Source organism: Enterobacter sp. BIDMC 27 (genome assembly GCF_000534415.1).
GTDB lineage: Bacteria > Pseudomonadota > Gammaproteobacteria > Enterobacterales > Enterobacteriaceae > Enterobacter > Enterobacter hormaechei_C.
Genome location: NZ_KI973179.1, coordinates 28,561 through 49,078, shown reverse-complemented (window position 1 = coordinate 49,078; position 20,518 = coordinate 28,561). Strand labels below are relative to the sequence as shown.

The 20,518-nt window shown below is 54.1% G+C and carries 26 protein-coding genes; 21 read left to right on the top strand and 5 right to left on the bottom strand.

Translation table 11 applies throughout. From position 1 onward, the window contains the following. Positions 1-347 precede the first annotated feature (347 nt). From L463_RS00130 to umuD, 3 genes are all read right to left on the bottom strand, one after another. Positions 348-1,070 (bottom strand): replication initiation protein, encoded by a 723-nt coding sequence (locus L463_RS00130; RefSeq protein ID WP_029403849.1) that lies wholly within the window; start codon positions 1,068-1,070, stop codon positions 348-350. Positions 1,071-1,560: 490 nt separating this feature from the next. Then, positions 1,561-2,832: a Y-family DNA polymerase gene (locus L463_RS00135; protein ID WP_032663684.1), complete on the bottom strand. Its 1,272-nt coding sequence runs from the start codon at positions 2,830-2,832 to the stop codon at positions 1,561-1,563. Beyond that, positions 2,832-3,263, bottom strand: coding sequence for a translesion error-prone DNA polymerase V autoproteolytic subunit (umuD, locus tag L463_RS00140; RefSeq protein ID WP_032663686.1), 432 nt, complete (start codon positions 3,261-3,263; stop codon positions 2,832-2,834). Before umuD ends, L463_RS00135 begins: the two co-directional genes overlap by 1 nt. Positions 3,264-3,494: 231 nt before the next feature. Between umuD and parM the strand changes: the two genes are divergently transcribed. From parM to L463_RS00180, 8 genes are all read left to right on the top strand, one after another. After that, positions 3,495-4,466, top strand: a complete 972-nt coding sequence (gene parM, locus L463_RS00145) for a plasmid segregation protein ParM domain-containing protein (RefSeq protein ID WP_080472841.1) — start codon at positions 3,495-3,497, stop codon at positions 4,464-4,466. A 2-nt stretch (positions 4,467-4,468) separates the two neighbouring features. After that, positions 4,469-5,131, top strand: coding sequence for a plasmid partitioning/stability family protein (locus L463_RS00150; protein ID WP_032663689.1), 663 nt, complete (start codon positions 4,469-4,471; stop codon positions 5,129-5,131). Positions 5,132-5,134: 3 nt separating this feature from the next. Next, positions 5,135-5,398, top strand: coding sequence for a hypothetical protein (locus tag L463_RS00155; RefSeq protein ID WP_032663691.1), 264 nt, complete (start codon positions 5,135-5,137; stop codon positions 5,396-5,398). 28 nt (positions 5,399-5,426) lie between these two features. Beyond that, positions 5,427-5,630: a hypothetical protein gene (locus tag L463_RS00160; protein WP_032663693.1), complete on the top strand. Its 204-nt coding sequence runs from the start codon at positions 5,427-5,429 to the stop codon at positions 5,628-5,630. Positions 5,631-6,002: 372 nt separating this feature from the next. Then, entirely contained in the window at positions 6,003-6,470 is a 468-nt protein-coding gene (locus tag L463_RS23945; RefSeq protein WP_032663749.1) for a hypothetical protein, read from the top strand. A gap of 536 nt (positions 6,471-7,006) precedes the next feature. After that, positions 7,007-7,699 carry a DNA methylase gene (locus L463_RS00170; protein WP_032663695.1) on the top strand — a complete coding sequence of 231 codons (693 nt, stop codon included), beginning with the start codon at positions 7,007-7,009 and terminating at the stop codon, positions 7,697-7,699. Continuing rightward, on the top strand, positions 7,696-7,917 hold the full coding sequence (locus L463_RS00175; protein WP_013087144.1) for a hypothetical protein: 222 nt from the start codon (positions 7,696-7,698) through the stop codon (positions 7,915-7,917). Before L463_RS00170 ends, L463_RS00175 begins: the two co-directional genes overlap by 4 nt. 55 nt (positions 7,918-7,972) lie before the next feature. Next, complete coding sequence (locus tag L463_RS00180) at positions 7,973-8,395, top strand: DUF1380 family protein (protein WP_032663699.1); 423 nt, start codon at positions 7,973-7,975, stop codon at positions 8,393-8,395. Between the two features lie 202 nt (positions 8,396-8,597). On the opposite strand, the gene L463_RS00185 is transcribed toward L463_RS00180, so the two are convergent. Next, positions 8,598-9,125 (bottom strand): DUF2268 domain-containing putative Zn-dependent protease, encoded by a 528-nt coding sequence (locus L463_RS00185; RefSeq protein WP_257393737.1) that lies wholly within the window; start codon positions 9,123-9,125, stop codon positions 8,598-8,600. Between the two features lie 79 nt (positions 9,126-9,204). Between L463_RS00185 and L463_RS0123080 the strand changes: the two genes are divergently transcribed. Then, a protein-coding gene (locus tag L463_RS0123080) for an IS3 family transposase (RefSeq protein ID WP_088581786.1) occupies positions 9,205-10,352 on the top strand; the annotation gives its coding sequence in 2 pieces (ribosomal slippage) (positions 9,205-9,442 and positions 9,442-10,352; 1,149 coding nt in all). Between the two features lie 298 nt (positions 10,353-10,650). Here L463_RS0123080 and L463_RS00195 read toward each other — a convergent pair. After that, a complete protein-coding gene (locus L463_RS00195) occupies positions 10,651-11,622 on the bottom strand; it encodes an IS110 family RNA-guided transposase (protein WP_032663702.1) in 972 nt (323 codons plus the stop codon). A 523-nt stretch (positions 11,623-12,145) separates the two neighbouring features. On the opposite strand from L463_RS00195, the gene L463_RS00200 reads away from it, so the two are divergent. The 12 genes from L463_RS00200 to L463_RS00250 all read left to right on the top strand — a co-directional run bounded on the left by L463_RS00200 (position 12,146) and on the right by L463_RS00250 (position 20,380). Beyond that, positions 12,146-12,574 (top strand): antirestriction protein, encoded by a 429-nt coding sequence (locus tag L463_RS00200; RefSeq protein ID WP_032656177.1) that lies wholly within the window; start codon positions 12,146-12,148, stop codon positions 12,572-12,574. Between the two features lie 41 nt (positions 12,575-12,615). Next, entirely contained in the window at positions 12,616-13,026 is a 411-nt protein-coding gene (locus L463_RS00205) for a DUF1380 family protein (RefSeq protein WP_032663704.1), read from the top strand. A 49-nt stretch (positions 13,027-13,075) separates the two neighbouring features. Then, positions 13,076-13,273 (top strand): hypothetical protein, encoded by a 198-nt coding sequence (locus tag L463_RS00210; protein ID WP_032663705.1) that lies wholly within the window; start codon positions 13,076-13,078, stop codon positions 13,271-13,273. Between the two features lie 749 nt (positions 13,274-14,022). Next, a complete protein-coding gene (locus L463_RS00215) occupies positions 14,023-14,295 on the top strand; it encodes a hypothetical protein (protein WP_032663707.1) in 273 nt (90 codons plus the stop codon). Positions 14,296-14,338: 43 nt separating this feature from the next. After that, positions 14,339-14,704, top strand: a complete 366-nt coding sequence (locus tag L463_RS00220; protein WP_032663708.1) for a hypothetical protein — start codon at positions 14,339-14,341, stop codon at positions 14,702-14,704. Between the two features lie 67 nt (positions 14,705-14,771). Next, positions 14,772-16,784: a ParB/RepB/Spo0J family partition protein gene (locus L463_RS00225; RefSeq protein ID WP_032663710.1), complete on the top strand. Its 2,013-nt coding sequence runs from the start codon at positions 14,772-14,774 to the stop codon at positions 16,782-16,784. Positions 16,785-16,821: 37 nt separating this feature from the next. Continuing rightward, positions 16,822-17,256, top strand: coding sequence for a conjugation system SOS inhibitor PsiB (psiB, locus tag L463_RS00230; protein WP_032663712.1), 435 nt, complete (start codon positions 16,822-16,824; stop codon positions 17,254-17,256). Continuing rightward, positions 17,253-17,981 (top strand): plasmid SOS inhibition protein A, encoded by a 729-nt coding sequence (locus L463_RS00235; RefSeq protein WP_032663715.1) that lies wholly within the window; start codon positions 17,253-17,255, stop codon positions 17,979-17,981. Before psiB ends, L463_RS00235 begins: the two co-directional genes overlap by 4 nt. After that, positions 17,978-18,304 (top strand): hypothetical protein, encoded by a 327-nt coding sequence (locus tag L463_RS00240; protein WP_032663716.1) that lies wholly within the window; start codon positions 17,978-17,980, stop codon positions 18,302-18,304. Before L463_RS00235 ends, L463_RS00240 begins: the two co-directional genes overlap by 4 nt. A gap of 56 nt (positions 18,305-18,360) precedes the next feature. Further along, positions 18,361-18,735, top strand: a complete 375-nt coding sequence (locus tag L463_RS00245; protein WP_032663718.1) for a hypothetical protein — start codon at positions 18,361-18,363, stop codon at positions 18,733-18,735. Between the two features lie 170 nt (positions 18,736-18,905). Next, entirely contained in the window at positions 18,906-18,971 is a 66-nt protein-coding gene (locus L463_RS24450) for a DUF5431 family protein (protein ID WP_157844161.1), read from the top strand. 68 nt (positions 18,972-19,039) lie between these two features. After that, a complete protein-coding gene (locus tag L463_RS00250) occupies positions 19,040-20,380 on the top strand; it encodes an IS1202-like element ISEsa1 family transposase (protein WP_004196353.1) in 1,341 nt (446 codons plus the stop codon). Positions 20,381-20,518 lie beyond the last annotated feature (138 nt).

Here is a 20,518-nt window from a genome sequence, read left to right as displayed (position 1 = left end):
TCAACTTCGCAGACGGCCCGGACTGTGGGAAACACGTCAACTTCGCAGACGGCCTGAACTGTGGGAAACAAGTCAACTTCGCGGCCGACCGGGACTGTGGGAAGCAGGTCAACTTTAATGGCCAGCAGGGAGTGTGGGAAACACGTCAACTTCGCGGACAGTCATGACTGTGGGAAACAGGTCAACTTAATTGCCGGCCGGGACTGTGGGAAAGAAGTCAACTTAGAGGGCAGCCCGAACTGTAGGAAACAGGTCAAGTTCGGCATGTGATGTGGGAAATACAGCAAGTTTAGTATCCCCCCAAATGTAAGAAACAGACCAAGGGGGGATATAGGATAAATTTCAGATTATTGTTTTTTATCAAGAAAATTAAACAATAAGCGACCATCTTCTTCGGTTGTATAACTTACCTTTAAGGGCGTCTTCTCATTAATTTTCTTCAGCGCAGGTTCCAGGAAGGTACGTTTCATTTCCGCAATATTGTTCTTCTGCGAGGTTGGAAGCATAAACCTTTCACATAACCAGTCATGTGTGGTGATCCAGACACCAGTGCTCCGGAACTGGCACAGGCTCTCATAAAGGCGGATGACACGAACACTATTAAGCTGACCACAGTCATACAGAGAATAGGTCGTGAACTGGGACGTCAAGCCAACAAGGAATGGCATGACCTTGTAGTTAAACTCAATCTGCCAGGAACCCCGGCCTCTCTTCATTCCTGCTTCAGCCAGCCACGGACGTTTAACCTCTTCAAACTCACCTTCTTTTGGATAGAAGGTAACCGTTGATTCGCCCAAAGCATTTACTCCAGCCTTTACATCACGACTGGCGACAGACGTAGCGACATTGAAGTATTTGACGTAATCGGAAACGCTAATTTTGAAAAGAGGTAATACGTCAGAATCATCATCCTGACTGTCGTTGAAATAGGCCTGCATAAGGCATAACCACAGCACACGTTTTGCCTGAAGAGGCAAGTAATATGCGGCTTCGGTCAATTCGTTAGATTGCTTTATACTGGCGCGTTTTTTAAACGTTTTAGTAGCTGGCAAGAGTGCTTGAGTATCCATTCCAAGGCCTATGGGTAAATTATTATCCACCCATAATGGCAGTGAAAACAGAAATTGCAAGCTATCGCGTTACTTATCCACCGGGAAAATATGCAATTTATCCACAAGTGGATAATTGAGATCTAAACTTGACCTGTTTCCCATAGCTTGTTGATGCGTATCCCATAGCTTGTTGCTATGGAACCCACAGATACGTGATTAATTACCCATAATATGTTAACCAGTTGCCCATAATGAACTCCTCTCAGGGCGCGCTGCATGCGGCTTTCAGGCTCCCTAAAAGGAGTAAAATAAAGAAAAAAGAGTTAAAAAAGACTTTATAAAAATATGCCCGTGGATAAGTGGATAAAGCAGGGTGGGGTATCCATTTAACACCGAGCGTAAGCAGAATTTATCCGTGCAGTTCCCTGGTGCTTCCTCGCTCACTCGCGGGCTTCGCCCTGTCGTTCGGCTGCGGCGAGCACTACTGGCTCTCTCTGAAAAGCGAAATTTAACTGATCCTCGCTATGGGGATATCTTTCCAGCGAGTGGTGTACGCAGGGGAGAGCATGTCGCGTTTCATTTGCCATGATGGCGCTATCCCTCGTCCGGCAAACCAGAGCTGTCCCAGCCCGGAATGATTAATGCCATCGAGAACCTTCATCAGCTCAGCGCTGTGAGGACGTGGAGGACGTTCGTCGAACAGCTGCAGCTGCGAAACGCCGGAGCCGGTGAAGTCATTCAGCATCACACCGGCTTTGGCATACCGGTGTCCGTCCTTCCAGATACGCTCCAGAGCCGTTGTGGCGGCCGCAATGATGTCCCGGGTGTCCTGAGTGGGGGTAAGCAGTTTCTCCGTGGCCACGTTGCCATAGTAAGGCTCTTTAACGGCGAACGGAGACGTTTTGATGAATACGGAAATATGCCGGCAATACTGGCGCTCTTTACGCAGCTTTTCTGAGGCCCGCTCTGCGTACTGACAGACAGCCTGGCGGAGCGAATCGTATTCAGTGACCTTCTCACCAAAGCTGCGGCTGCAGACAATCTGCTGCTTTGTTGGCGGCGCTTCCTCAAGCGACATGCAGCTTTCCCCGTTCAGTTCCCGCACTGTTCGCTCGAGAACGACGGAGAAATTTTTGCGGATGAAGGCCGGGTTCGTCAGGGCCAGATCGAGTGCGGTCTTAATGCCCAGAACATTGAGCTTGCGTGCAATACGGTTTCCCACGCCCCAGATCTCTTCGACCGGCTGCAGTGAAAGCAGTTTCCGCGTTCGCTGAGGATTCCCCCGGGTCAGGGCGAGCACGCCACGAAACTGTTTCCACTCCTTTGAGGCCCACTGGGCTGATTTTGCAAGGGTTTTCGTCGGCCCGGCACCCACTCCGATGGTCAGACGGGTACAGTCATACACGTGCTGGCGCAGCTGTCTGCCAAAATCCTCCAGGTCCATGCAGTACTCCACGCCGGTCAGGTCGAGGAACATCTCGTCAATCGAATACTGTTCCACCCTGGGGGCCAGTTCCTCCAGGCAGCTCATCACGCGCGCTGACATCGAGGCATAAAGTTCATAGTTGCTTGAGAACGCGTATATTTTTTCCGGGTATCTTTCGTTTTTCATCTGAAACCACGGCGTGCCCATTTTGATCCAGGGCTTCGCCTCGGCACTTCTTGCGATTACGCAGCCATCGTTATTACTGAGCACCACAACCGGCTTTCCTTTCAAATCCGGGCGGAAAACACGTTCGCAGCTGGCATAAAAGCTGTTCACATCGGCCAGGGCAAACATCAGTACATCTCCCTCGGGCGGTGGATGATGTGCGTGACGACGCCAAAGATATCCAGATCGTCCGGGTCGGGGTAAATCGGCGACCAGGCCGCGTTCATGGGTTGCAGCGTGAGTCGTGGCGTCAGCAGAAGCCGTTTAACCGTAAACTCCCCCTGCACGCTGGCCACAACAATATCGCCGTGCCGGGGCTTCTCGGCACAGTCCACAACCAGCAGATCGCCATTGTAAAGGCTGCCGTCGGCCATGCTGTCACCGCTGGCGCGAAGGTAGTAAGTCGCGCTCGGATGCCGTATGCAGTAATCATGGAGATCCAGATCAGATTCGACATAGTCAGCTGCAGGGCTGGGAAAACCGCAGCTGGCCAGGTCTGCAAACAACGGATGGGCCTGTGGCGGGAGTTCTTTCCCGGTGCTGAAAAGCTGCAGTTTCATCTTTCCTCCTGACGTCTAAATATACTGGTTATGCATACAGTATATTTAACAGCGTGAGGATAATCCAGATCGCCTGCGAAATGAACAGAGTGAGTAATCTAAGCTACTCAAAATGTTCATTGATATCATTTTGATTATTTTATATTGCTCATGATGAGAAATAAGGCTTTTATTTTTCCATTTTGCTCTTATAATGTGTATCAAATTGAGTGTAATTGACGGAGCATAATGGTGAATATTTACTGCGATGATGGTTCAACTAATGTTAAGCTGGCATGGTTTGAAGGAAACGAGCTGCAGACCCGGGTTTCTGCTAACTCCTTCCGGCATGGCTGGAAAGTGGCGGAATTCAGTGCTGCAACGTTCAACTATCAGGTGGGCACGCTGAAATACACCTGGGACAGCGTCAGCCGGGATGCCATCCCGACAACAAACGTGGAATATCAGTACGGTGATCTCAACCTGCTGGCCGTGCATCATGCGCTGCTGAACAGCGGACTTGAGCCGCAGCCGGTGAGCCTGACCGTGACGCTGCCCCTGAGCGAGTATTATGACGGGGACTGCCAGCGGAACGAGGAGAATATCCGACGCAAACGGGAAAACCTGATGCGTGAGCTGGTTTTGAATAAGGGCAGGGCATTTACCGTAACGGACGTGAAGGTGATGCCGGAATCACTGCCGGCGGCGTTCTCCCGTCTCGCGGAGCTGAAGCCCGGACCCGCAGAGACCACCCTGATTATCGATCTCGGCGGAACCACGCTCGATGCCGGCGTGATTGTCGGACAGTTTGACGATATCAGTGCGGTACACGGCAATCCGTCTGTCGGCGTGTCACAGGTCACCCGCGCAGCTGCAGGCGCGCTGCGGGCGGCAGACAGCGAAACCAGCGCGCTTATTGCTGACACGGTCATCCGCAACCGCAATGATCGTCAGTATCTGCAGCGTGTGATCAACGATGCCGGAAAAATAGACGATGTTCTGAACAAAATTACAGAGGCCATCACTTCCCTGGGCGCGCGTGTCACCAGTGAGCTGACGGCCTTCAGGAACGTTAACCGGGTATTCCTGGTCGGGGGAGGGGCATCCCTCATTGAAGAGGCTGTCCGTCAGGCCTGGCCTCTGGCTCCTGACCGTATCGAGGTTATAGGCGATCCGCAGCTGGCGCTGGCCAGAGAGATTGCCCTTTACAATAAAGAGGATTAAACGTGCCGGACGGCCAGTATTCTTTCTATCTGCACAGCGACGATCGCACCGACATCGCGGCGATGGCGACCATCAGCACCATCTCACAGCCCCTGCGCGGTGACTTCATCCGGACCGCCGCCACCGCCGGGGCGGTGATGTACCAGACGGATGCCCGTTTACCGGCGCTGATCCCGGTGTTCTTTGACGGGCAGCTGAGCGCCATCCGGCTTTGTGCCGTGATGGCCCTGGTCTCCGGCACCTGGTCTTCACTTTCCGGACTTCCTGATGAGCCGGATGGCGGCGTGGCCGCGCTGGTCATGTCACCGGAGACGAAATATCAGCGCCGTCGTTACACCCTGACGCTTCAGGATGACCGTAGCAGTGAACGGGTTGAGCGTGTGCTGACGGGGGTGTCATCGCGCCTGCGTGGAGAGCTGCTGAGAAACCTGATTATCACCGGTCTGGCCCTGCACACGACCGCACCGGAGCTGCCGCGTCTGCTGGCCAGCATGCCGGTACCGCCCGGCACGGTCAGCGAGCTGCAGGATCTGGTTCAGCAGATGGCCGGTACAGCTGTCGCGATTAAGGCTGCAGTACCGGAGAAACCAGCAGAACCTGCCGCACCGGCAACCGGTGATGCGACCAAGATAAAGAAAAATATGCGACGGGCATTCGGAGACTAGAACATGTCAGTGATTAAACAAAAGGCAGAGCAGTGCATTCATAACTTTCTGCGTGCCCGGAACGTGCCTGAATCTCAGTGGCCGGATCTGGTCAAAAAGACCGGCAGGGGAATGATACTGGCAGGCGTGGCCGTTGTGGTTCCCGGCGTTCTGGCTGATAACATCTCCCTGCCGGTGACAATCGCGATGCAGGTCTGCTACGCTTCACTGATCGGCCTCGGGGTTCTCCTGGCGTTTGACGAGAAAAAACCAAAGGGACGGGGATGAATAGGAGCATTAGCCTGAAGGAAACGGTATGAAGCCTGAAGAACTGTCAGGAGACGAACGCACGCTGGTAGTTATGGCACTGCAGGCGCTGCACCGTGAGAGATTAGCCGCATCAAATGCCGTCTTTACGGTCTGTAGTCTGGCCGGAAAGGAGCAGCCGCCGGAAGATATTTTTGGGTTGCGTGAAGTACAGGATGCGCTGAGACGTATGGGTGCCGCTCCTGCGCGTTAAATCCGGCCCCCGTACACTTCAAAAAAAACGGCAGGGTGACATCGCATCCCTGCCGTCAAATATAGGTGCTTAATTATTAGGCGATTATAATGTGTTTTTTTGTGATGTAAATCACATTTTAATTTAATGTGAAATTTTCCTCCGCTTTACTTAACACGTAAAAATTACCCGCCGTGCCTTCACGCTAACCCGGCCGCTTCTGCCTCCAGGGAAGCTGTCGCCTCCGTCCTCACCCGTTCGCGCCCTGCACGGTGCATTCAGCCCGTGAAGGGCTTGCGCTGCGGCTTCGGCGTCGCCCTGGCGTCTTCCGCTTTTCGCCGGGTTTTTGTGGCGGCACGGCGCAAGAGGGTGCCGGATGCTGAGGACAAAACCATGTTCAGACTGACCTGTATTGAACTGAATAACGGCGAATTTGCCGTGTATATCAACAACCACTACCTGGGGAGCGAGGATGCCAGCAGTGAACGACTGTGCCTGGGTGAAATCCGGGAGCAGCTTTCCCAGCTCCCGGGCGTGGAATTACAGACCCTGCATGAAGCGGTGCCGGAGGAGGATGACTGGTGCTGGAATGACATCGCCGATCGCGTGCTGCCGCCTGTTTCAGCCTGCCGGGATGATGTGACGGTGGCAGGACTCATGGCCAGGCTGAAGCAGTACCCACCGGATGCACTGTGTCTGGGGACATTCTGGCTGGCAGATGATTTTCTTTCACTTGATGACAGTCTGTCTGAAGAGAAAATTGCAGAAGCAATGCGTATCTGCGACCGAAGCCATGATGCCGGAATCGGATTTAACTGGGACACGCTGCAGATTGCCATTGACGGAGTGAAGGGGCGCTGACGAAAAAAAGCAGGACGCTTTCCGGGAAAAGAGCGTCCTCAAATGTGTCATATTTGTTTTAAGTGAAAACCCTTTACTGTTTTCATCCGTGATAATCACACACCTGGCGAATCGTTTCATCAACTAAATATAACATCAGACCAGCAAAAAAAGGACGTCTCCGGTCGGGGACGTCCTGAAATCAAAGGCATACATGTAAGATAACGGCGCGAATCCATTATCAGTGTACATTCTGCCATACCCTGCCTGACTCATCAGCTACCAGAACCGGTAACAAAGGATGTCGGTCCCCTCCGCCTTATTGCCGCCAGCCGGCGGCGTGTTCAACGCCGTGCCTTCACGCTAACCCGGCCGCTGCGGCCGCAAGGGAAGCTCATCGCCGTTCTCCTCACCCGTTCGCACCCTTCACGGTGCATTCAGCCCGTGAAGGGCTTGCGCTGCGGCCTGCGGGAACGCCCCTGCGTCCTCCGCTCAGAGCCGGGTTTTTGTGGCGGCACGGCGCAAGAGGGTGCCGCATATCAGAGAGGAGTGTGTCTATGTCCCGTTTTATTCTGGGTGACTGCGTGCAGGTGATGTCCCGTTTTCCGGCGCGTGCCGTCGATTTTATTCTTACCGATCCGCCGTATCTGGTTGGCTATAAGGACCGTAACGGGCGCACCTTGGCCGGGGACAACTCTGCCGAATGGCTCCAGCCCGCCTGTCATGAAATGTACCGCGTGCTGAAAAACGACAGCCTTATGGTGAGCTTCTATGCCTGGAACCGCGCGGATCTGTTTCTGAATGCGTGGAAATCGGCCGGTTTCCGGGTGGTTGGCCATATCGTCTTCGCCAAGTCCTACGCCTCAAAATCGACGTTCGTGGGTTACACCCATGAGAGCGCCTACCTGCTGGCGAAGGGGAGGCCGCAAACCCCGGACCGTCCCATTCCGGACGTGATCCCCTGGAAATACACGGGCAACCGACACCACCCGACGGAGAAGCCGGTGCAGAGCCTGCGACCGCTGATTGAATCGCTCACGTGTCCCGGGGCCATTGTCCTTGACCCGTTCGCCGGCAGCGGCTCCACCTGCGTGGCCGCCGCCGAAGCCAGCCGACGCTATATCGGGATCGAGATGCTTGAGGAGTACCACGCCGCTGGCGTTCGCCGTCTGGCACAGGTTGAGCGGGCGAGAAGGATGCCGGCGGCCAATGACGGCGCGTTTTACCCTGACTATCCGGAGGCAGCATGAATTACCCGGGACTTGAACACCTGCGCGCGGACGTGGCCGCGCTCAGCAATGCCATGTGTGACGTGCGGATGCTGCTGAACCGCCTCGAATCGCAGCACCGGCACGACGCGGCAACGCTTACCGAACGTATGGCTGCGCAGACTCTGCGCCGGATCAACACCCTGCTTCTTGAAGCCTACCGCGAAGCCCTGGTGCTGGACGAAACCTTTCAGGACTGACTGACCCTGCCGGGCTGATGCCCGGCCTGTAACCCCTTACAAGAGAGTAAAAACGATGTACGGAACCCGCGAAGAACTTTGTGTACAGCTTGAAAACATGTTCACGTCTGACGAGCCCCTGGTCCTCCTGGTCTGGACGGAAGAGGGGATAAGCGTGGCCTGCCGTGAAGCCCAGCCAGAACCGGACGGGGCTGAAATCCGGGAGGTGATGAAGGCGCTCGGCGAAATGAAAATGACGCAATACCGTCAGCAGGGGGTAAATAATCTGACCATTAGCGACCTTCTGACCCGTCAGCGCGAAGCGGCAAACCGTCAGGTGAGTGTTCCGGCGGTACTCCTGTCCCGCGTCCTGCGTAACTATGAATGCGAGCTGGAAAACCGGATCGGTATAGCCTGGGAAGCCGGGCGGCAGGAGCCTGAATCCGTCAGGGATGAGCTGAATAACGTTCGCGCCCTACAGGAGACGCTGGCCGCCTGAGAGAACGCCGGGGTAACGCCCCGGCAACCGGTGGCCATCCACTGCGAATAAGATACCCTCTTAATTAGCAACCTTCTATTGGGGCCAAAAGGATTCAATCTAGTTGGGAGTGCATGTGAAGGTCAGCTTTGAGCGAATAGCTGACATTCAGCTTCCGCTTATGAGTAGAATAATGGCTTTAGAGAAATGAGGAATCTGAACTTTATATAAAACCCTTTAACTCCTCAGCATTAATGTTCGCCAGCATTGAAGCTTTCAAGTGTGGGGATGATGCGAGATACCTCGAGATCAGGTTGAATCCTGCGGTATATCCTAGCCACCTGGGCAAATCTCCTGTTCCGAAAAACCAGGCATTATGGTCGTAATCAGTGCGATGCCAGTTTTCAAGCATTTGTGGATAGTAGGGCTGAATAGTATCGGATTGGAGGCTTTCCCAAGGCTCAGGTTCACCACCAAAAAGCTCAATAGAAAAATGCCCGGCAAGCCCTTCTGAGACTAACACCTCTCCCAACGTTGAGCCATATCCCGGCCCTGTCCACCTAACTGCATGGTGCAGTTCATGCACAAACATTCGTTCAATAGAGTGCGCATCATTTTTGCAAAATGCAGAATTTTCAGGATCAACAGTTATATAGATAACGCCAGCTTCAGGGCAAAAACCAAGATGCCCTTTTTCCGGGATGACAAACTTCCCAGCTTTAACCACCACATCCAGTGAATGAATCGGCATTAACCTTTTGGCTTGTTGAATCGCCACGGGTTTAACAGACACCTCAGAGTCATTTAAGATGGCTTAAAGAGAGGTGCCCATGAGCGGTAAGCGTTATCCCGAAGAGTTTAAAACTGAAGCAGTCAAACAGGTTGTTGATCGCGGTTATTCTGTTGCCAGCGTTGCAACACGTCTCGATATCACCACCCACAGCCTTTACGCCTGGATAAAGAAGTACGGTCCGGATTCTTCCGCTAATAAAGAACAGTCAGATGCTCAGGCCGAGATCCGCCGTCTCCAGAAAGAGCTGAAGCGGGTTACCGACGAACGGGACATATTAAAAAAAGCCGCGGCGTACTTCGCAAAGCTGTCCGACTGAGGTACGCCTTTATCCGTGACAACACCTGTTGCTGGCCTGTTCGCCTGCTCTGTCGGGTGCTGGATGTTCATCCCAGTGGTTTTTACGCCTGGCTTCAGCAGCCGCATTCACAACGCCATCAGGCAGACCTGAGACTGACAGGACAGATTAAACAGTTCTGGCTGGAATCGGGATGCGTCTATGGTTATCGCAAAATCCATCTGGATCTGCGGGACAGCGGGCAACAGTGCGGAGTGAACAGAGTCTGGCGACTGATGAAACGTGTCGGGATAAAGGCTCAGGTCGGATACCGGAGCCCGCGGGCACGTAAAGGCGAGGCCAGTATCGTGTCGCCCAACAGGCTCCAGCGACAGTTCAATCCGGATGCTCCGGATAAGCGTTGGGTAACGGACATAACCTACATCAGGACCCACGAAGGCTGGCTGTATCTTGCCGTGGTTGTTGATCTGTTCTCACGCAAAATTATCGGCTGGTCCATGCAATCCCGGATGACAAAGGACATTGTCCTGAACGCACTGCTGATGGCTGTATGGCGCCGTAATCCCCAAAAACAGGTGCTGGTTCATTCGGATCAGGGCAGTCAGTACACAAGCCATGAGTGGCAGTCGTTCCTGAAATCACACGGCCTGGAGGGCAGCATGAGCCGTCGCGGTAACTGCCATGATAATGCGGTTGCAGAAAGCTTTTTCCAGTTGTTGAAACGCGAACGGATAAAGAAAAAGAGCTACGGAACGCGGGAAGAAGCCCGCAGCGATATTTTTGATTACATCGAAATGTTTTATAACAGTAAGCGTCGGCATGGTTCCAGCGATCAGATGTCACCGACAGAATATGAAAACCAGTATTATCAACGGCTAGGAAGTGTCTAGATTATCCGTGGCGATTCATGTTCGTAGGTATCAGTCAGGTTTATTTGAAGCCATTCACAGTGAGCGGTGAGTTTCTTCTGCGCATTCAGAATGTGGAGATTCATTTGAGACATTACGGTACCACCCAAAAGCGTCACTAAATCGCCACACATTAACACACAAAGCGAATGTCATGGTGTTGCTCAACAGTTGAGGGCCAAACCATTAACAGCAATGTCCGCATTTGGCACAAAGCTGCCCGTTGGCCAAATGGAAGTAGGCACATTTGAACCTGTCCTGCATCAGTCAGTTCTTTAAGTCAGCTTGTAGTAACAGAATCTAGAGCTATACGTGAACTGAACGCTATATTTGACTTTAGTACCCCGAAGACTATATGGATTAGTTTCCGCATGACGGCTCCGACGACGAGCATTCTCGGTTTGCCTGCAAGCAACAAACGTTGCCCGAATGCCTTAATGTCGGGGTTATGCTTCAATGCAGTCAGAGCTGGCATATATAGGGCACTTCTTAGTCGCGCGTCCCCCATTTTTGACATGCGCGTCTTACCTCTGACAGAGCTACCTGATTGATGATGACGAGGATTTAGACCTAAATAAGCAGTTACTTCCTTAGCTTTCCTGAATTCTTTACCAGATATGAACGATAGGATGAGGTGGCTCGATATAGCTCCTATACCTGGAACTGACTGTATTAGCTCGTCCTGTTTTTTCAGCTCGTCATGGCTCCTTACATGAGCGTGTAACTCCTGACGGACGGACTCGATTTCCTTTTTCAATTGGTTAATGATGCGATCGAGAGAAGCCTGAATATTTGCGTCAGCATTCTCACGACGGTTGCACTCCATTCTTAACATGCCATTGAGCGCGCTGATACGACGAACGAGGGCCTGCAACTTTCTCACTGGTGCAGGCATCGGTTTCCATCTCTCAGGATTGGCTGCTTTGCAGAAACGGGCAATCAGTTTTGAGTCTGCCCTGTCAGTTTTAGTGCGCGAAAGCTCGGATGCGCCGTATCCCTTAATACGAGCAGGATTCACAACACTGACCTTTAAGTTCCTTTCATACAGAAAGGTTGCGAGCCCCGTGCCGTAGTCACCAGTTGCCTCCAGGCATGCGTGAATGTCCTGCTTGTTCTCTGTATTGAGCCACTTGTAAAAAGCCAAGAAACCGGCAGAAGTGTTTGCAAAAGCTCTGCATCGGTAATTTCCGTCACAGAGTTCTGCAACATCAAATTTCTTGCTGGCGATATCGATACCAAGATAAACAGTCATAACCTTTCCTCATTGAGTTCAGCACTGACCTACCTTGCAAATACAGGCTCACCGGTGTGCGGGGCCTTAGATACCCTTCGGTCATTCACTGAATGAAAGGCAAAGCGGTAGTTATCTTATTCACTGGCTTGTTAGCCACAGGATGTCACCGGCCTGCTTTGCCCTGAACATCGTCGTTAACGTAGAGAATTAACTCATTCTGTATAGCTGATAATACAAGGATGTCAGTGCCTTCCGCTTTTATCCGCCGCCGCCCTCCGGGCTACGTCGGGACAATGAAACTCCCCTGAAGCTCCGTGCGGTGACGGCATGCGCCGTGACTTCACTGTAGCCCGGCCGCATCGGCCACAAGGGTTCGCTGACGCCTCCGTCCTCACCCGTTCGCACCCTTCACGGTGCATTCAGCCCGTGAAGGCTTTGCGCTGCGGCTTGCGGCATCGCCCCTGTGTCCTCCGCTTTTCGCCGGTCTGTCGTGTCGTCACGGCGATGCCGGAACCGAGAATATGTTAACCGTGGAGGATCTATGAACCAGACCGTGACCTGTGATGCTGTTCGTCTTGAGGGTGCGCAGCGCCTGACTTTCCTGCCTGATTTGTTTGGGGGCGATTTTATGACGTCCGAGGCATCCGTGTACGCCTACGCCCAGCGTTATTGCCCTGAGTATCAGGGGGGATTCTGGCAGTTTTACCGGCTGCCGGAAGGCGGCGGATATATGGCGCCTGACGTGGAGAGCCTGACCCTGTGCAATCGGGAAAACTGGTTTGAGCAGACTGTCAGCGGGGAAGTGGCGGGGATCATCCTCACGGCGCTGGTACTGAATCACCGGAGCTGGCACCACAGTAACCATGACCATGAGGAGCTGTGCCGCCACTTCTGCCGCCGTTATGAGCAGCTTATGGCATTTGCTGATACCCATCCTGAAAGCGCCACGATCTGGCGTGCCCTTGACTGACTGACAACGGGCGGCGATGCCGCCCGACTAAAGGAGAAAACATGATTGGTACAGCAAAAGAGATCGCCATCGAAATGCTGCGTGATGACGATAATGACGGCGAGAAATTTGTATTCGCCAGCTGGAGCCGGAACGATATTCGCGGTCTCTGCATTGACTGGGATCTCAGTGATGAAGAGATCGACGTGGTGATGGAAAGACTGGAGGCAGAGTTGTATCCCTCCGGATGTGTCCCTCTCATCTACAACATTGTTGAGGTGATGGTGGAAGAAAAACGGAAACACCGTAATGTCACCATTCCGGCAGCGGCGCTTGCGGTGGTGATGCAGCTTGCAGGGAAGGAAATGGAGCGTATCGCCGTATGCGCTGAGGATGGCGGCGGATCGGCAGAAGAAACCCTGAAAGAAGAAAACGACGTCATGTTGAGCCTGCGCGCTGCGCTCGATGCCTGACAGAGAAACCGGAGGCGTTGCCTCCGGAAACTGAAAAAAGGAGAACACCATGCAACTGTCACCGGAAACCCGCAGCATCCTGCGCCAGTATAAAACGCTCATCAACGAGCGACGTCGCGAATCCGGACTCAGCCCCGTAACCACAGCGAAAGTGCTGGACGAGATCTGCGAATCGGCTACCCGCCAGTGTGCCGTCTATCTTTGCGGCCACTTCATTCTCCAGGGCGGTGAGGGGGATGCACAGTAAATAATCCGTGCGGGGCATATGCGCCGCCTGTTTGCGCGCGAAAACACTGTCATCCCTTCGGGCTGACGGGGCGGCAAGGCCAGCGCCTGCGGCGCTGCCCCCTCCCGTCCTGGTGTAAGTCAGGATAAATGCAGAGGAATGCCATTGTGAGAGCAAATTGTCACGGATACGGTCCTGCGTGGCGTGGCGTGGCGTGGCGTGGCGTGGCGTGGCGTGGCGTGGCGGCTCTGAAACCCGATCAGCAAATCCTCTGAAAACACCTGAATCCCACTTCTGGCCCCCTTCGGCTCCCGGCCAGCGTTGCTGTCCGGTCGTCGAGCCCCACTCCGCCAGGGCGGCTGCTGCGCACCCGCCGGGCTCCGCCGAACCCGCAAGCGGTTTCGGGCTGACGCTAGGGTCTGATGGCGAAGGTCAAAGGCTGCGGCTTCTCCGGCCGTGCCGTCCGGAACGCCTTCACCGCGCCGGCTGATGCCGTCGCTTTAATGGCGCCACGCCGTTCCGTCGTGTCGGGTGTGTGCATCCTGTTCCCCCGGTGAAGCCATCCCCCGTGCGTCCTCACGCGGAGGGCTTGTCGTAGCACCGTCAGTTCGTCATCCGAAGGGTGAAATGCACTCCGCCAAAACTTTTTGCGTGCCGCCAAAACTTTCGTCTCCGCCCTTCTCCTGCCGCCCTGCCGTTGCTCCTTTGCCCTTTGCCGCGAGAGAACTCACCAGGGAGATGGACAACCATCACCACAGGAGAAAACCAGGATGCACACACGAAACGTCAACGTCAAAACCGCCGCTCAAGAATCTTCCAGCAAGATGGGGGAAGAACAAAGCCCTGTTTCTGTCGCACGGGAATGGGTGGCTCAGGCCACTTCGCTGAAGGCGGGGGTCACCGTCACCCTGTCCGACGTGTCCCGATACGGCGACGTGCAGGTGGAGATCAGAACCTACGGAACGCTTAACTGGCGCGCCTGGTCATTTGACCCGGATTTTCTTTTGGAACTGAAACGCAATCTGCAGTACGTGCAGCTTTAACCGGAGGCCGGATGTCCGGCCTTAACCCAGAGAAGGAGGAAACATGCAGAACCTTAACACCCGTCCGGCGACCCGTAAGGTCGGGCAGAGCACCGAAATCGTGAAGCTGCTGCGCATTCAGGCCAGCGACACCCACGTGGTCGAGTTTGACAACGTGGACACCCGATTTAATGACTGCAACAACTGGCAGGTGATGGCAGGAGGGAAACGTGTCCTGTTCAGCAACCGCATGTATGAGCGTTTTTCAGATGTGAAATCGGGGATCGTGGCAACGATCAACGTGTGTGAAAACAGCGGCAGCGTAACGGATAAAGCGATGCTGGAAGGGGCAAAAGTCATGATGCAGGTTCTTGATGGCTATCCGTCCTTTGCAGCACTGGCAGCACACCCGAAACGCATTACTGATTAACCGAGTGCCGTGACCGGAGGGCAATCCGGCCACGGCTAACCACAACTATCACTGAGAGGTAAAAATCATGGTCGCCACCAATACTACGGCAAAAAAACCAGCTAAGACCACCCGTCAGACAAAATCTGCGGAAAAAAAAGCGCAGTCTACCGAGCAGAAGCTCGTCCAGCTGCTCGCTGATACGCCCGTGCAAATCTTCCCGTACTCCCGCCTGTCACACACGGGCTTAAACACGCGCATCATCCCGCATACCGATCGGGAAGTGGAAGAGATGGCAGACAGCATTCAGGCAATGGGCATCCTCCAGAACCTGATCGGTGCAGAACTGCCGGACGGTACGATCGGCATTGTCGGCGGGGAAGGTCGCCGCAGAGGCACAGGCATTCTGGTGATGCGCGGTGTGCTCGATGCAGACACGCCGTTTGTTCCGGTGAAAGTCCTGCCCGTGGAGATGGCTGTGGCGGCCTCGCTGATTGAGAACGGCAGACGCAAGAACATGCACCCTGCCGAGCAGATTATAGGTTTTCGCACCCTTGAGCAGGAAGGTAAAACCGCCTCACAGATTGGCGCCCTGATGGGCTACCACCCGCGCCACGTTCAGCGCTGCCTGAAGCTGGCGAATCTTGCCCCCTCCCTGCTGGACGCGCTGGCGCGGGATGAAATCTCCCTTGAACAGTGTGAAGTCCTGACACTTGCTGATACCCATGAGCGTCAGGAGCAGGTCTGGAAAGAGGCTGTTGAAAAGTGGCGCGATCCTGCCGTACAGACTCTGCGCAAAATGGTGACTGACGACAAGATGGCCATCAGTCACCCTATGTTTGAGTATGTGGGCGAGGAAGCTTATACCGCCGCTGGCGGTACGCTTACCGCCGACCTGTTCAGCGACAAGGACAGCACCTTTGCCGATGCGGCGCTGGTGAAATCTCTGCTGGCTGGCAAGCTCACCGTGCTCGCCGCCCGCGTTAAGCAGGAGCAGGGCTGGGGCTGGGCTGAGTATCGTATGACGGAACTCAGCTTCAGCGGTGAGGACGGTGAACTTTACCGTTTTGCCATGCCGAAAGCTGTCCTGACGGAAGAAGAACAGAAGCGCGTCAGCGAGCTGGAAGAACAAAGGGACGCCACTGAAACCTGCGATGACGAATACGAGCTTCAGCAGCAGATCGATGACATTTACTGCGAGGCAGAGTATCGCGAAGCCACGCCGGAATTTCGCGCCGCCCACGGTATCTGGGTGTCATGGGATGGTAACAATTTTCGGGTTCAGCCAGGTATCCGCAAGCTGACCGACGAAGACCGGGCAGCTGAAGAACAGGCGCGTCAGGAACGTGAAAAGAACGTGATCAGATACACCACGCCTGACATTCCCGCAGACGCCTATCCGGCAACGCTGGTTAAGGCCATGTCAGCCGAACGTACTCTGGCTGTTCAGGCCGAACTGGCGGGTCGTCCTGACGTATCGGTGGCGCTCCTGACGTGGACGCTGTGTCTTGCGCTCTTTGAACGCACCCACGGCAAGCGCAGCCAACCGCTGAAAGCCTCCGTGTCCTCGAATCAGTATCACCTTGCATCACTGGCTCCATCCGGTGACGAAGGGAAGGCGCTGACGGCGCTCAATGCACAGAAAAAGGCGCTTCAGGCAACGCTGCCAGAAAACTGGCATCTCGATTTCACCTGGCTGCTGTCATGGTCAGCAGAGCAGATAAACACCCTGCTGGGATTCTGTGCGGCACACGGTATCAACGGTATTCAGGAGCGTATGTACAACCATACGCAGAAAAGCGAACTGGACGGGCTGGAAGCGGCGCTGGACTTTGACCTGCGCAAATGGTGGCAGCCGGATGCTGAGAGCTACTTCGGTAAGCTCACGATCTCCCAGATTGGCAAAGCCTATGAAGAAGCCGGACTCAGCGCCCGTGCAGGTGAAGTTGTGAAGCTCAAGCGCCGCGATGCGGCGAAGGCCGCCGAACAGGATCTGAATGCTCAGGGCTGGCTGCCTGACTGGATGGTGCGCACAGCGCCAGCCGCTGGGGCTGAAGAAGCCACCGAAACCGACGCTAACACTACTGACCACGCTGCTTAATACCGGAGGCCGCCGCCTTCGGGCGGCGGGAACAGACATGACCATGCAATATGACCTGAACCGAATCAACACCCTGACCGCATCCGACCTGGAGTTTATCCGTCATCAGGGCGAGGACGCGCGCCGCGCCCTCAGCGATGCCGTGACCGGCCTCCTGTCGACACCTGAAGGATGGCGCGTCTGCGCCGAGTTCCGCAGCGAGTTCGGCGGCTTCTTCCCCGTCCAGTGCCGCTTCAGCGAGGACGGCAGTGATGACTGGCATCTGTGCGTGTGCAGCCCCGGCGAAGTCTCGCCGTACTGGCTTCTGGTGCTGCTCTCCTCCGGCGGTGACGTGGTGCGTACCCTTTACCAGAGCGACACGCTCCAGCCTGACCGGATAAACCAGATGGTCGCGCAGCTGGCAGGTATGCGCCGCTTTAACTGCACTGCCAGCACCGTGGTGAAGCTGATGAATGTGGAGGTGACAGCATGATCCCGTCCTCACACGCGCTCGTTTCCCTGAAGCCCGCCCGTCAGGCTGCAATACAGGCTATCAGCCATGTTGAGTCTGCCCGCGAACGCGGCGCACGGCTGCCCGCCATGCCGTATGTCCGTACCTTTCTGCGCCTTCTCACGGGTAGCGGACGTCTCAACGCCACGGTGGCCAATAAAATACCCGGCCTGCACTGGGTGCCAAATAACCGTCATTCAAACCTGAAACAGGTCGAGGAGGCACTTAACACGATGATCGCCACCAGTGGCGAAGCCTGCCCGCTGCCGCTCACGATTGACGTACAGGCCGAACTGTTTCCTGAAGTCATGCACACCCGCACGGGTCGACGGCTGCACAGGTCCGGCATTAAGACCACGCGCCAGCTGCGCCGCCAGTCCCGCGAGTACGAACAGCGCTGGAAACTGCGCCAGAACCTGCTGGAGCAGGCGAAAATCGACCTGAATTTTCAGTCACCGGAAACCGTCTGCGCCTGGTACACCCGGTGGAGCGACGAGTTTGACGCGGCAGAGCTTGCCGGACCGTTCTGGCGCTGGCAGTCGCGGTTCGCGTCGCTGAAGGAACTTGACTGGCTTCGCATCAGCGGTGAGCCGCTGTATACAGTGATGTACGAAATCCCGTTTATCGTGCGGGAAACACCTGGGCATGTTCGTGTTGCTGAACGCTGGCAGGTGCCAAATAAGCTGGCTGATCGGAGCGGTGTATGAAGTGGCGCTATTCCCTGCGCTGGAAATTGCCACACAAGCCCTGCCCTGGCCCACTGGAGCTGGTTTCAGTTGTCGTGGAAGCAGGGCAGGCGGCACCTGAAGAGGTGATGTCACGCTGGGTTGCTGGCTCAGGTTACGCTGTATGCGTGGATTTTCTCGGCCAGAAACAGATCCAACGCTGGAGCGATGAACGAAAAGCAGCGGTGAGAAGGCGCAACATGCAGGCACGGATTAATCGTGTTGCCCCTTTGTTTGCCGATGAGTTAATCGAGCGTGAGCTGGCTGCACGCCCGGCGTATTTCAATGGCAAGTCCGGCCGGTGAATCAGATACAATGCTGTCTGACTGCTCAGATGGCCAAATACAAGGAAAGCGGGAATATGAGGTACTTTTTAATTGTTATATTACTGTATGCGCTGTTCTTTTTAATCGTCAGGCATGCTGCGCCAGAATGGGAAGGCACGACAGGTTATTATGCTGGCCTGTTCATTTGCAGTCTGATAGCGATGGTTATCACATGGCGTGATACGCCAGGCTGGTTCGATAAAGTCCTGCTCGGTGTAATGAAATACGGCGTTCTGAGTGCCGGGATTATCTTCTTTATCTGGGGCGTCGGGTACAAGCTGGCATTCTGGGGGCAAAGTAATTCTGATGCCGTATTTGTAAGTGCCGGGGACGTGATTCTGCCTAATCTTGCGCTTGTCACGGGCGTAGTGATCGCGGGATGGGGATACATGAGATATTTCAGGCGCTAAGCAGAATAAAGCGTGGATATACCTGGTCAGAAATAGCACTTGCCCGGTATAATCGACGTGGCGCTTGAGGCTTTTTGCCTCATGACGTGAAGGTGGTTTGTTGCCGTTGTTGTGTGGCAGAAAGCAGAAAGCCCCGTAGTTAATTTTCATTAACCCACGAGGCCACCTGTATGCCTAGACAACATCAGGATAGCCTCTTAGATGCCGCAAGGCAAGGAGAAGAAGGCCATTGTTAACACCAAGCTGTAATGTCCCCTTTGAACCATTCTAAAATGTCCCCAGACAATTCTCTGGGGGATTTTTCATGATCAAAGAGACTGTTACGATGAGTCATAAGGAACTCCACCGACTTCAGATTATTCAGGAGTCAATTAATCGACATATTACTCAGGAACAAGCTGCGGCACGCATTGGCATTTCTATTCGGCAGGTTAAACGTCTGGTGCAACGGTATAGAAATGAAGGGCCTTCTGGTCTGGTTTCCCACCGACGTGGAAAGCGTCCTAATAATTCCTTTTCTACTGAATTCAGAGCAACAGTAATTTCACTCCTCAAAGGCCGTTACGCTGATTTTGGACCTACGTTTGCGTGCGAAAAATTGCGCGAGATACACGGTTTATCTTTATCCGTTGAAACTCTCAGAAAGTGGATGATAGAAGAGGGGTTATGGCGTGAACGCCGTCGTAAAATTGCCCGTATATATCAACGCCGCATGCGACGACCATCTTACGGTGAACTGATCCAGATTGATGGCTCACCTCATGACTGGTTTGAAAATCGAGGCCCCAGATGTACACTGATCGTTTTCATTGATGATGCCACCAGTGCGTTGATGGCGTTGCGTTTTGTGCCTGCTGAAACAACCCGGGCTTACATGGAAACCCTCCGGGGTTACCTTAATGATCATGGCGTACCGCTCGCTCTCTACTCTGATAGACACAGTATATTCAGGGTAAATAACCCAGAGCGGGAAGGTGAGCTGACCCAGTTCACTCGTGCGATAAAGACACTGGGCATCGAGCCAATCCATGCCAACAGCCCGCAGGCAAAAGGGCGGGTAGAGCGCGCCAATCAGACACTACAGGACAGGCTGGTCAAAGAAATGCGGCTTCAGAATATCAGTGATATTGAAACAGCAAATGCATGGTTGCCGACCTTTATTGAAGCCTATAACAACCGGTTCGCTACGTCGCCTCGTACTACTGATAATGCTCATCTTGATGTGCACCATTCTGAAGAGGAACTGGGTTATATCTTCAGCCTACAGGCGAAGCGCGTTCTGTCTAAAAATCTCACTTTCCAGTACAAAAGCAGTGCGTTTCAGGTACGCAGTGAGGGCCGGGGATATCGACTTAGGCATTCGGTTGTTACTGTATGCGAGAACTTTGACGGTGAAATTAACGTTCTGTATGACGGGAAAGCGCTGGGCTGGGAAAAGTATGTTGATGGCCCGGAGCCTATACCACTGGATGATGAAAAGAGTGTCCATGAACGAGTGGATAATGCCCGTATTGATTTACGCTCAAAATACTATGTTAAACCTAAAGCTGACCATCCCTGGCTTACGCGCCGAACGCAAAGTCATCAGCAAGTTAAGCCCCCGAAGTTACCTAAAAAGAAGCCTGATCCCGATAAAAAAGATTGAAACCAAGATCGATTCGGTTGAGTGCATATCCATTCATAGGGTAGATTCTTAAGTCGCGTTTCTGGTGTTCATTTTCGGGTGGTTTGTTACTTGTTTTACCGGGGATATGCCAGAAACGCGCTGAGTCAGTCTGGGCGG

Coding starts and splice junctions, on each gene's coding strand:
- L463_RS00130 (WP_029403849.1), bottom strand. CDS start 1,070: ATGGATACTCAAGCACTCTTGCCAGCTACTAAAACGTTTAAAAAACGC.
- L463_RS00135 (WP_032663684.1), bottom strand. CDS start 2,832: ATGTTTGCCCTGGCCGATGTGAACAGCTTTTATGCCAGCTGCGAACGT.
- umuD (WP_032663686.1), bottom strand. CDS start 3,263: ATGAAACTGCAGCTTTTCAGCACCGGGAAAGAACTCCCGCCACAGGCC.
- L463_RS00155 (WP_032663691.1), top strand. CDS start 5,135: ATGTCAGTGATTAAACAAAAGGCAGAGCAGTGCATTCATAACTTTCTG.
- L463_RS00160 (WP_032663693.1), top strand. CDS start 5,427: ATGAAGCCTGAAGAACTGTCAGGAGACGAACGCACGCTGGTAGTTATG.
- L463_RS23945 (WP_032663749.1), top strand. CDS start 6,003: ATGTTCAGACTGACCTGTATTGAACTGAATAACGGCGAATTTGCCGTG.
- L463_RS00170 (WP_032663695.1), top strand. CDS start 7,007: ATGTCCCGTTTTATTCTGGGTGACTGCGTGCAGGTGATGTCCCGTTTT.
- L463_RS00175 (WP_013087144.1), top strand. CDS start 7,696: ATGAATTACCCGGGACTTGAACACCTGCGCGCGGACGTGGCCGCGCTC.
- L463_RS00180 (WP_032663699.1), top strand. CDS start 7,973: ATGTACGGAACCCGCGAAGAACTTTGTGTACAGCTTGAAAACATGTTC.
- L463_RS00185 (WP_257393737.1), bottom strand. CDS start 9,125: ATGCCGATTCATTCACTGGATGTGGTGGTTAAAGCTGGGAAGTTTGTC.
- L463_RS00195 (WP_032663702.1), bottom strand. CDS start 11,622: ATGACTGTTTATCTTGGTATCGATATCGCCAGCAAGAAATTTGATGTT.
- L463_RS00200 (WP_032656177.1), top strand. CDS start 12,146: ATGAACCAGACCGTGACCTGTGATGCTGTTCGTCTTGAGGGTGCGCAG.
- L463_RS00205 (WP_032663704.1), top strand. CDS start 12,616: ATGATTGGTACAGCAAAAGAGATCGCCATCGAAATGCTGCGTGATGAC.
- L463_RS00210 (WP_032663705.1), top strand. CDS start 13,076: ATGCAACTGTCACCGGAAACCCGCAGCATCCTGCGCCAGTATAAAACG.
- L463_RS00215 (WP_032663707.1), top strand. CDS start 14,023: ATGCACACACGAAACGTCAACGTCAAAACCGCCGCTCAAGAATCTTCC.
- L463_RS00220 (WP_032663708.1), top strand. CDS start 14,339: ATGCAGAACCTTAACACCCGTCCGGCGACCCGTAAGGTCGGGCAGAGC.
- L463_RS00225 (WP_032663710.1), top strand. CDS start 14,772: ATGGTCGCCACCAATACTACGGCAAAAAAACCAGCTAAGACCACCCGT.
- psiB (WP_032663712.1), top strand. CDS start 16,822: ATGACCATGCAATATGACCTGAACCGAATCAACACCCTGACCGCATCC.
- L463_RS00235 (WP_032663715.1), top strand. CDS start 17,253: ATGATCCCGTCCTCACACGCGCTCGTTTCCCTGAAGCCCGCCCGTCAG.
- L463_RS00240 (WP_032663716.1), top strand. CDS start 17,978: ATGAAGTGGCGCTATTCCCTGCGCTGGAAATTGCCACACAAGCCCTGC.
- L463_RS00245 (WP_032663718.1), top strand. CDS start 18,361: ATGAGGTACTTTTTAATTGTTATATTACTGTATGCGCTGTTCTTTTTA.
- L463_RS00250 (WP_004196353.1), top strand. CDS start 19,040: ATGATCAAAGAGACTGTTACGATGAGTCATAAGGAACTCCACCGACTT.